12 protein-coding genes and 1 tRNA gene are annotated in these 9686 nt (G+C 69.4%); 8 read left to right on the top strand and 5 right to left on the bottom strand.

The genetic code is table 11. From position 1 onward, the window contains the following. Positions 1-388, bottom strand: a 388-nt coding sequence (locus QM597_RS00380) for a hypothetical protein (RefSeq protein WP_415002896.1), incomplete at its 3' end; no start/stop codon positions are given. Further along, a complete protein-coding gene (locus tag QM597_RS00375; RefSeq protein WP_415002895.1) occupies positions 388-921 on the bottom strand; it encodes a DUF6318 family protein in 534 nt (177 codons plus the stop codon). The genes QM597_RS00375 and QM597_RS00380, both read right to left, overlap by 1 nt. A gap of 110 nt (positions 922-1031) precedes the next feature. Here QM597_RS00375 and QM597_RS00370 point away from each other — a divergent pair, with 110 nt between their 5' ends. Further along, positions 1032-1943, top strand: coding sequence for an exopolyphosphatase (locus QM597_RS00370; RefSeq protein WP_415002894.1), 912 nt, complete (start codon positions 1032-1034; stop codon positions 1941-1943). A gap of 41 nt (positions 1944-1984) precedes the next feature. Beyond that, positions 1985-2058 (top strand) — tRNA-Leu (locus QM597_RS00365). Between the two features lie 17 nt (positions 2059-2075). Here QM597_RS00365 and trmB read toward each other — a convergent pair. Next, complete coding sequence (trmB, locus tag QM597_RS00360) at positions 2076-2828, bottom strand: tRNA (guanosine(46)-N7)-methyltransferase TrmB (protein ID WP_415002893.1); 753 nt, start codon at positions 2826-2828, stop codon at positions 2076-2078. 35 nt (positions 2829-2863) lie between these two features. Here trmB and QM597_RS00355 point away from each other — a divergent pair, with 35 nt between their 5' ends. Both QM597_RS00355 and QM597_RS00350 read left to right on the top strand, forming a co-directional pair. Beyond that, positions 2864-3397 (top strand): DinB family protein, encoded by a 534-nt coding sequence (locus QM597_RS00355; protein WP_415002892.1) that lies wholly within the window; start codon positions 2864-2866, stop codon positions 3395-3397. A gap of 163 nt (positions 3398-3560) precedes the next feature. After that, positions 3561-4421: a Bax inhibitor-1/YccA family membrane protein gene (locus tag QM597_RS00350; protein WP_415002891.1), complete on the top strand. Its 861-nt coding sequence runs from the start codon at positions 3561-3563 to the stop codon at positions 4419-4421. A 221-nt stretch (positions 4422-4642) separates the two neighbouring features. Here the strand turns inward: QM597_RS00350 and QM597_RS00345 are convergent, their stop codons facing one another. Then, positions 4643-5554: an SGNH/GDSL hydrolase family protein gene (locus tag QM597_RS00345; RefSeq protein ID WP_415002890.1), complete on the bottom strand. Its 912-nt coding sequence runs from the start codon at positions 5552-5554 to the stop codon at positions 4643-4645. A gap of 32 nt (positions 5555-5586) precedes the next feature. Between QM597_RS00345 and QM597_RS00340 the strand changes: the two genes are divergently transcribed. From QM597_RS00340 to QM597_RS00325, 4 genes are all read left to right on the top strand, one after another. Then, positions 5587-6279 (top strand): tyrosine-protein phosphatase, encoded by a 693-nt coding sequence (locus tag QM597_RS00340; RefSeq protein ID WP_415002889.1) that lies wholly within the window; start codon positions 5587-5589, stop codon positions 6277-6279. Then, positions 6276-6587, top strand: a complete 312-nt coding sequence (locus QM597_RS00335) for a hypothetical protein (protein WP_415002888.1) — start codon at positions 6276-6278, stop codon at positions 6585-6587. The genes QM597_RS00340 and QM597_RS00335 overlap by 4 nt, the downstream gene beginning before the upstream one ends. 199 nt (positions 6588-6786) lie before the next feature. Then, complete coding sequence (locus QM597_RS00330; protein WP_415002887.1) at positions 6787-7626, top strand: SDR family NAD(P)-dependent oxidoreductase; 840 nt, start codon at positions 6787-6789, stop codon at positions 7624-7626. Between the two features lie 6 nt (positions 7627-7632). Then, positions 7633-9099, top strand: coding sequence for a cytochrome P450 (locus QM597_RS00325; RefSeq protein WP_415002886.1), 1467 nt, complete (start codon positions 7633-7635; stop codon positions 9097-9099). Positions 9100-9108: 9 nt separating this feature from the next. On the opposite strand, the gene QM597_RS00320 is transcribed toward QM597_RS00325, so the two are convergent. Further along, the gene (locus tag QM597_RS00320) at positions 9109-9546 is read right to left on the bottom strand and encodes an Hsp20/alpha crystallin family protein (protein ID WP_415002885.1); all 438 of its coding nucleotides are present in this window, start codon (positions 9544-9546) and stop codon (positions 9109-9111) included. Positions 9547-9686 lie beyond the last annotated feature (140 nt).

Genomic DNA, 9686 nt, shown 5'->3' with positions numbered 1-9686 from the left:
AGACGGTGGCGTGGGTGTAGTAGATGGTGGGGATGTTGATGAGGGTGGTGCCGGTGTCGGGTTGGAGGTAGAGGGTGGTTGCGGGTAGGCCGATGGTTTCGATGGCGTGGAGGATTTCGTCGGGGAGGGAGGCTTCGGGGGTGTTGGGGGGTTGTCCGCAGCTGTCGGTCAGGAAACCGAGGACGCCGCAGCCCTGAACCAGCGCATTCGGATCGACCACCGCAACCGACGATCCCGACCCACCCGAAGAACCGCCCGTCCTCGGCCCAGGAGCCGTCTCGTTTCCTTCGATCGTCACACCTGGCCCGTCCGGTGAGGGGTTGACGTCGACCGATGCAGATAGGCCGCTGAAGATTGTTGCGAAGACCATCGCTGCGGCAAAGTGCATCACAGCTTCCTTCCGGGAGCGAAGTACATCATCTGCCACTGACTGTCGTTGAAGCCAGCAATCAGCGTGACCACTTCATCGCTGGCGGAGAACTCCTCGAACTCGGAATCTGCCGACTCTTGTACTGATCCGGCTGCGAGGTGGATTGTTGCCACCCACGCCTGGTCAATGCCGTAGGTGCTCTGCTCAGCGGTCGCGACATGCCAGTCACCGTTAACAATCGTCCCTCCGCGCTCGGCCCGTTCATCGAACTTCTTTATGTAGTCCTGGCAGCCGGTGCAGTCGGGGGTGCTGGCCTGTTGGAGCGGCCCGGTGTCTCCGGTGTGCGAGGCGTAGTTGATGACCTCGATGTAGTAGTGCAGAAACGCCTCGGCACCCTCCGGCGTGTTCTCCCCGGCCGCGTCCGGCACCACCGGAACCGCAGGCGTGGCCGAGGCCGACGGCTCCGGCTCAATCGGCCTCGGCTCCGACGAGCACGCCGCCAGGGCAAAGAACCAGCCGGCCGCTACCACGGCCACCAGAACTCGACGCATGAATCCCCCGATCTACGCTGACACCGAACCTAGCCACCCGACACCGACCTGTCACCCCCGCATCGCGCACTGGGGAAAACCCGGGCCGCCCGGTGGTTAGGCTGGCGGGCATGACACGTGTCGCGGCGATTGACTGCGGAACCAACTCGATCCGGCTGCTGGTCACCGACTTCGGCACCGACGGGACCGCGAGCGACGTGATCCGCGAGATGCGGATCGTGCGGCTCGGCGAGGGGGTCGACCGCACCGGCCGGCTCGATCCGGCTGCCATCGAACGCACCCTCGCGGCCACCCGCGAATACGCCTTGACCATCGGCGAACTGGGTGTCGACGCCGTGCGCTTCTGCGCCACCTCTGCGGCCCGCGACGCCGAGAACGCCAGCGATTTTCGCGCGGCTGTCGTCGAGGTCCTGGGGGTCGAGCCGGAGATTCTGACCGGGGAAGCCGAGGCGCACGCCTCCTTCCTCGGGGCTACCGGCGACCTCGGTCCGGAGCCGTCGGTCGTGGCCGACATCGGCGGTGGTTCGACGGAGTTGGTTCGCGGGGCCGGCGGAGTCGTGGAGTCGGCGGTCTCACTCGACATCGGCTCGGTGCGCCTGACCGAGCGCTTCCTCGCCAGTGATCCACCGTCGGTGGGGGAGATCGTCGCGTTGGAGGAGTATCTCGACGAGGTGCTCGGTCCGGTGGTGGCCGACTGGCCGGCGGTCGAGCGGCTGATCGGTGTCGCGGGTACGGTCACCACGGTCACGGCGCACGCGCTGCAGCTGTCGTCCTACGACAGCGCCCGCATTCACGGGGCCCGCATCCCGGTCGATCAGATGCGCGAGGCGTGCGTGTCGCTGGTGTCGATGCCGGTGGCCGACCGGCGGCATCTGTCCTTCATGCATCCGGGGCGCGCCGACGTGATCGGTGGCGGCGCGCTGATCCTGGATCGCCTCCTCGACCTGGTGCCGCTCGCGGTCCCGGAGATCGTGGTCAGCGAGCGGGACATCCTCGACGGAATCGCTCGTTCGGCCCGCTGACGTCCGCCGCCGACGCCGCAGGACTAGGCTGGCTGCGGTACGCCCCCGTAGCCCAATCGGCAGAGGCAGACGGCTTAAACCCGTTCCAGTGTGGGTTCGAGTCCCACCGGGGGCACCGCCCGCTCAGGTGGATCAGCCCCGAGTCGCGGAGGCCGGGATGCGGGTGGCGGTGAAGTCGTGGATCGCCCGGCCCGCAGCGATGCCCTTGGCCTCGAAGCGGGTCAGCGTGCGACCCTCCCAGCGGGCGCTCGGGCCGCCGTCGAAGTCGGGCGAGCAGGCAAGGACCTCGGCGATCTGCTCGGCGTACTCGGCCCAATCGGTCGCCAGCCGCCAGATGCCGCCCGGCTTCAGTACGCGCGCAGCGAGGGCAGCGAACTCCGGGGTGACCAGCCGCCGCTTGTGGTGGCGGGCCTTCGGCCACGGATCGGGGAAATGCACCCACAACTCGTCGGCCGACCCCGCAGGCAGCATTGTCGACAGTGCCTCGGTGGCATTGACCACGGCTAGCCGGATATTCGTCAGCTGCTCGTTGCGCACGCCGATGAGGGTTTGGGCGATACCGGGGATGTAGACATCCAAGCCCAGGAAGTCGGTCTCCGGCGCTGCGGCTGCCGCGTGGACGAGGACCTCGCCGCGGCCGCAGCCGATTTCGACCACGAGCGGTCCGCCGGTGCGCCCGAAGGCCGCCTGCCGGTCGAGTACGAACGCCGGATCGACCGAGGTCGAGGGTCCCGAGCGGGGGATGTCGAGCACCGTGGTCGCAGCGAGCGCGTCCCACGCCCGCTGCTGCCGCTCGTTCAGACGGCCGCCGCGGCGGGTGAACGAGACGGGCTGGGTGCGGTATCGGATGGCAGGATCTGCCTGTTCATCGGCCGGATCGGACATGGTGGGCACCCTAGCGAGCGCGCGATGATGGTCCGGTGACTGCGCCCGAACTGCCGCCCGACGACAAGGACTGGACCTGGGTTCTGCGCGAGCGATGCCCCGAATGCGGCTTCGACGCTTCGACGGTCGATCCGGCGGCGGTCGGTCCGAGTTTGAGGCGTCACGTCGCGGCCTGGCGGCGGGTCTTGGGCCGTGCCGACGCGACCCGGCGACGTCGCCCGGATCGCTGGTCCGACATCGAGTACGCCTGTCATGTGCGCGACGTGTTCACGGTGTTCGCCGCCCGGATCGACCGGATGCTCGCCGAGGCACCGGCGCGGTTCGAGGACTGGGACCAGGACGCCGCCGCCGTCGAAGGCCGCTACGCCGAAGCCGATCCGGCCGAGGTGGCGCGCGAACTGGGCGTCGCGGCCGACCGGTTGGCCGCCGCGCTCGCGCGGGTCGATGCCGGCTCGTGGGGGCGGCGCGGCCTCCGCTCCAACGGATCGGAGTTCACCGTGGGCTCGCTGACCCGGTATGCGCTGCACGATCTCGAACACCACCTGGTCGACGTCGGTGCCGACCTCTGACCTGCGTGGGCCGACGCGCCGTTCCTCGCAGGTCCCGGCCTGCTCGTCACGCCGACGGTTGCGGCATGAAACGGCTGAAACGGGAGTAACCGGGGCCGCTGGAGCGTTGTATAAGGTGTCAGGCATCAGGCTCGACGATGCGAGCCGACCTCCGGAGGGAATCATGCACAGTTCCAACCCCGTCTTCTCCCGCAACGACGGCTTCAACGGCCGTTCTGCGGTGGCTACCGATCCGTCGCAGTGGACGATCGATATGAACGGCCAGCCGGTGCCCGGCTACGCGCCGAGCGCCGCCGGTGATCGCATGACCATCGACTCGGTGGTCGAGAAGACCGCGATCACGCTCGGCGTGGTCGTCGTCGCAGCAGCCGTCACCTGGGTCCTCATCGGCTCGATCCTGGAAGAGAACGAGTTCGGCCGTCTGGTGGTCGAGGACTCGGCCGTCAGCAAGGCGTACGCCTTCGCCAGCGTCGGGGCCATTGCCGGCCTGGTGCTGTCGCTGCTCAACTCCTTCAAGAAGGTCGTCAGCCCGGCGCTCATCATCGCTTACGCGGTGGCCGAGGGCGTCTTCGTCGGTGCCTTCTCGAAGATCGTGGCCACGATGGTTCAGGACGTCAGCATCGTCTTCCAGGCCGTCGCCGGGACCTTCGTGGCCTTCGGCGCGACGCTCGCGGCGTACAAGTTCTTCGACATTCAGGTCACCGCGAAGTTCCGCAAGGTGGTCACCATCGCGGTGTTCGCCTTCGCCGGTGCGGTCGTGCTGAACCTCGTCCTGTCGCTGACCGGTGTGGTCGACGGCGGTGGCATCAGCGGCTTCAACACGCTCGGCCTGGTGGTCTCGGCCGTGGCGGTCGTGCTCGCGGTGCTCATGCTCGTGCTCGACTTCGACTACATCGAGCAGGGTGTGCGCGCCGGCCTGGATCGTCGCGAGTCGTGGCGGGCGGCCTTCGGCCTGACCGTCACGCTGATCTGGCTGTACATCGAGATCCTGCGGATCCTCGCCATCTTGCGCGGCGACGACTGATTCGGTCCGATCCGTTTCGGGGCCACCGGCTGCTCGTCGCGGCCGGTGGCCCCGGTCTATTCGGGACCGGTTCGACTTCCTGGTCCCTGAGGTGCGAAGGCCGCCTGCGGCCGAAGCCTCGAAGGGACCCTCGCCGGTATAGGTCATATCGTTCTTCGAGGCTGGTGGCCCCTCCGCTTGCGGGGGGAATGACCGCCGGGTCTGCCTCCTGGCGGATTCGCTCAGCGTCGGCGCAGGACGCGCACCCAGCGGCCGACACGGCGCACCTCGGTACCGGGGTGCTGGGCGGCCTCGGCGGCGGCCTCGCTCACGCTCATGACTTCCTCGGCGCGGCCCGGGCGCTCCTTGCGCGGCTCGCTGCGCTGCTCACGGATCGCGTCGGCCAGCGGCGGCAGGAGGGCACCGGCCAAGGCTGCATACCCCGACGCCGACGGATGAAAGCGATCCTCGCCGAACATCAACTCGTGATGTTCGGAGAACACCGGCCCGAGAAGCGAGCCGAGCGACACGGTGCGCGCCCCCGCCTCGATGGCACCGACGGTCTGGCGTTCGGCGAGGCGGCGGCTCTGCAGCCGCGCGATGCTACGCAACGGCTCCCAGATCGGCCGCACGGTACCCAGGTCCGGGCAGGTGCCGACCACCACGTCACAGTCGTCCGCGACGAGCCGGCTGACCACGACCTGCAGATCGGCGACCGCCGCACGCATCGACTTGCGATGGGTCACGTCGTTCGCGCCGATGACAATGACGGCGACATCCGGCTCGGCGTCGATGCCACGGGCCAGTTGCTCTGCCAGGTCGCTGCTCTCGGCACCGACGACCGCGACACTGCGCACCCGGACCGGGCAGTCGAGCATGCGCGCCAGGCCGACGCCCAGTAGCGCGGGCGGGGTGGTCGCCTGGGTCTTCATCCCATAACCGACGGCCGCAGAGTCACCGAGGACGAGCAGCGTGACGGGATCGCCGTCGAGGTCCTCGCCGTACACGCCGTCGGGCGACGGCGGACGCTCGTCGGTGACCCCGATCAGCCGCCGGGCCAAGACGGTCTCGCCGAACAGGAAACCCAGTCCGGCGCTGACGAGACCGGTGGTGGCGAGGGCCGCCGAAGCGGCGGTACGGCGACTGATGCCCATGCGGCCAGCCTAGTGAGGCGATGATGGATTCCATGTCCGCTTTGGTACCCAATCTGCGTGATCTTCACGGCATCGCCATTGACGGCGGGGTCGTGGCACCCGGACGGCTGCTGCGCAGCGCCGCCCCGGCCGAGGGCGATATGGTCCCGCCGGGCCTCGTCTGGCCGCCGGTGACGGTCGTCGACCTGCGTTCGGCCACGGAGTCCGAAGCCGATCACCCGCTCGCCGCGTATGCCGTGATCCATCACCTGCCGCTGCTCGGCGCGCTCGAACCCGGAGCGGCTCGGGCCAGCGACCTGACCGGCCTGTACCGGCATCTGGTCGAATCGGCCGGGCCGATGCTGGTCGAGGTGATGCGCGCCATCGCCTCGGCTCCGGGTCCGGCGCTGGTCCATTGCGCGGCCGGCAAGGACCGCACCGGTATCTCGGTCGCGCTGGCGCTGCGCCTCGGCGGTGCCTCCGTCGACGACATCGTGGACGACTATCTCGAAACGGCCCGGCACCGCGACGCCATCGACGCCCGGCTTGCGCAGCAGGCTGGACACGACCACCGCAGCACGCTGCCGGCGTCGTTCTTCGAGACGCGCCCCGAGGCCGTGCTCGCCGCGATGGAGCCGTGGGAGTCCCATCCCGGTGGTGTCGCGGGGTGGTTCGCCGAGGTCGGCGGCACGGAAGCGGACATCGCCGGGCTGCGGGCGCACCTGCTGGCCGGTGATCCGGCATGAGCGACCGGACGCTCGCAGCGGTGCCGGGCCTGAGCGCCTCGCGCGCGCTGCCGCACCGTGCTCGCCCCACGGTCGGCCCTTGGTGTCTTCTCGACCTTCTCGGACCGCTGGCCGGACCGCTGGTCATGTGGTGGAACTTCGTCGCCCGCGACCACGACGAGATCGTTGCGGCACGGGAGGCCTGGATGGATCGTGACGCGGCCGCCGCACGGTTCGGCCGTGTGGAGGGCTACGGGGACCGGTTCGCCGCCGCCCCCGACCTGCCCGAGCGCCCGCGCCTGCGCCCCCGCGTCCCGCTCACGTACTGACGGCGCGGCGGTCCCTTCGAGGCTCGCACCCTTCGAGGCTCGCAAGCTCGCACCTCAGGGACCGGGGGCGGGTCCTGAGGTGCCGCGAGGAACGAGCGGCCTCGAAGGGCGCACCTCGGGGACCGAACTCGGCGACCCCACTCGACATACGTTTCTGTATCGGGATACCGTGGGTATCGGAAAATGTGAGCCGCGACATATGGGAGTCGACATGGGCTGGATCCAGGGCAAGGTCGCCGTCGTCACGGGTGCGGGATCGGGCATCGGCCGTGCGCTGGCGCTCGAACTGGCGCGCCGCGGTGCCACCGTCGTCATCAGCGACGTCGACACCGCCGGGCTGGAAAGCACCGCCGCCCGAGTGCGCGCCCTCGGCGGCACGGTGCGCAGCGACGTCCTCGACGTGTCGCAGCGCGAACTCGTCCTGGAGTACGCCGACGCCGTCGCCGCTGAGTTCGGCCGGGTCAACCTTGTCATCAACAACGCCGGGATCGCCTACTTCGGCGACGTTGCGACCATGCCCTTCAAAGACCTCGAACGGGTCATGGACGTCGACTTCTGGGGCGTCGTCAACGGCACCAAGGCGTTCCTGCCGCACCTGGAGGCCTCGGGCGACGGCCACGTGGTCAACATCTCCAGCGTCTTCGGCCTGTTCGGCGTGCCGTCCCAGAGCGCCTACAACGCGGCCAAGTTCGCGGTGCGCGGCTTCACCGAGTCCCTGGCGATGGAGATGAAGATGTCCCACAAGCCGGTCTCGGTGACCTGCGTCCACCCCGGCGGCATCAAGACCAACATCGTGCGCAACGCCACCGCCGCCGCCGACCGCGACGCCGACCGGAGCGCCATCTCGGCCCACTTCGACAAGGTCCTGGCGCGCACGACGCCGGCGAAGGCCGCCCAGGTCATCCTCGACGGTGTGGAGAAGAAGAAGGTCCGGGTGCTCATCGGCGTCGATGCCAAGGCGGTCGACGCCTTCGTCCGGCTCACCGGCCCCGGCTATCAGGGCTTCGTCCGCTGGTTCGCACGCAAGTCGGGTCTCTGATCGCTCATGCGCAACGACTGGGGCGGACAGGCGTTCGCGCACCCGCCCGGCCGTAAGCGGCTCCTCGGCGATCTGCGCTCCATCGACCCGACGCGCCCGTTGCACAGCATGGTCGGCCATGCCCGCACGCTCGGCGAACCGATCTTCGAGGTACAGGTCTTCGACCAGAAGTTCGTCTTCGTTGCCGGGGCCGAACTCGCCGCCCACCTGTGCGATGACGAGACCTTCGGCAAGACCCTGCCGCCCGCCGTCGAGGCGCTGCGCGAGTTCGCCGGCGACGGGCTGTTCACCGCGCACAACCACGAGACGAACTGGCAACTGGCCCACGATCTCCTGCGCCCGGCCTTCACGCGCGCGGCCATGCAGCGCTACCACCCGATCATGCTGCGCACACTCGACGATCTGTTCGCCTACTGGGAGCGTCTCGACGGCCCGGTCGACGTCTCGCGCGACATGACCAAACTGACCCTGGAGACGCTGGCACGGGCTGCCCTGAGCCGCGACTTCGGCTCCTTCGAAGGCACCGATCCGCACCCGTTCATCGCCGCGATGATCGCCGCGCTCCGCTCCGGCCAGAGGATCGGGTCGCTGCGGGCCGCGCCCGGCGGCTCCCTGGCGATCCGGCGCATCCGCAAGCGCAACCAGACGCATCAGGACTACGTCGACGCGCTGGTCGACGACATCATCGCGCGGCGGCGTGCCGAACCGCCCTCGGACCACGACCTACTCGGCATCATGCTGGAGGCCGAGCACCCGCAGACCGGCGAACGGCTCGGCGACACCAACATCCGCCACCAGATCCTCACCTTCCTGGTTGCCGGGCACGAGACGACTTCGGGGGCGCTGTCGTTCACGTTGTACTACCTGAGCCGCCACCCCGAACTCCTGGCCCGCGCCCAGGCCGAGGCCGACGCGGTGCTCGGCCCGGACCGCGACGCGGTGCCGACCTTCGAGCAGGTGGCGCGGTTCCGCTTTCTGCGGCACTGCCTGGACGAGGCGCTGCGCCTGTGGCCGACCGCACCCGGATTCGGCCGCGCGCCGCGCTCTGCGACGGTCACGTTGCCGACCGGGCACGTCATGCGGCCCGAAGACTGGGCCATCGTCTTGCTGCCGGCCGTCCACCGCGACCCGGCGGTGTGGGGCGAGGACGCCGAAGAGTTCGATCCGGACCGGTTTCAGCCGGAGCGGGCGCGCGGGCGGCTGCCGCACGCCTACAAGCCGTTCGGCACCGGCGAGCGTGCGTGCATCGGCCGCCAGTTCGCCCAGCACGAGTCGATCCTCGTCCTCGCGCGGCTGCTGCATCGCTACGACATCACCGGTGACCCCGGCTACGAGCTGGACATCGTCGAGCGCCTGACGATCATGCCGTCGGGTTTCGAGCTGACCCTCACGCCGCGCACGCCGCAGGTGGCCGAGGCCCCGCCGGAGTCGCCCACGACCCCGGCGGGTGTATGCCCCGTCGGCCACGGCTGAACGCGCGGGTCAGCCCTCGGCGATGGCGATGCGGGTCGGCTCGGTGCCGGCGTAGACGCCCGCGACGCGCACGCTCAGCACGCCCTTGTCGTAGTGGGCGCTCACGGCGTCCGCGCCGATGTGGGCGGGCAGGCCGAACGAACGACGGAACCGGCCGTAACGGACCTCGCGCACTGCGCGGCCCTCGGTCTGCTCCGCGCGCTCGTCGCGCCGCTCGCCCGAGATCACGAGCCGCCCGCCGGCTACCTCGACCGACACGTCCTCGGCGATGTCGACACCGGGCAGGTCGAGGCGGACCACGACGTCCTCACCCTCGCGGACGGTCTCGGCAGTCGGCGTGAAGTCGAGCGCCTCGGCCGGCGCGGTCCCGGCGAAGTTGGAGCGGATGAGGGAGTCGAACTCGGCGAAGAAGGGATCGCGGCTGCGGAACAGGGACAGCGAACTCATGGGACACCTCCAGGTGAATCACATGCCGGCCACCGTGACCGACACCTACGTCAACATGAGTCGACCCGACTCAATTCCCTTGATGGTGATCCTGTTCGCTATCGGCGAACGATCACCTTGCGGATAGGGGAACTCGGTCA

Origin of the sequence: Aeromicrobium sp. (assembly GCF_047607065.1) — a bacterium.
Classification (GTDB): Bacteria; Actinomycetota; Actinomycetes; order Propionibacteriales; family Nocardioidaceae; genus Aeromicrobium.
The sequence above is the reverse complement of the archived record's forward strand: the minus strand, read 5'-3'. Positions and strand labels throughout refer to the sequence as shown.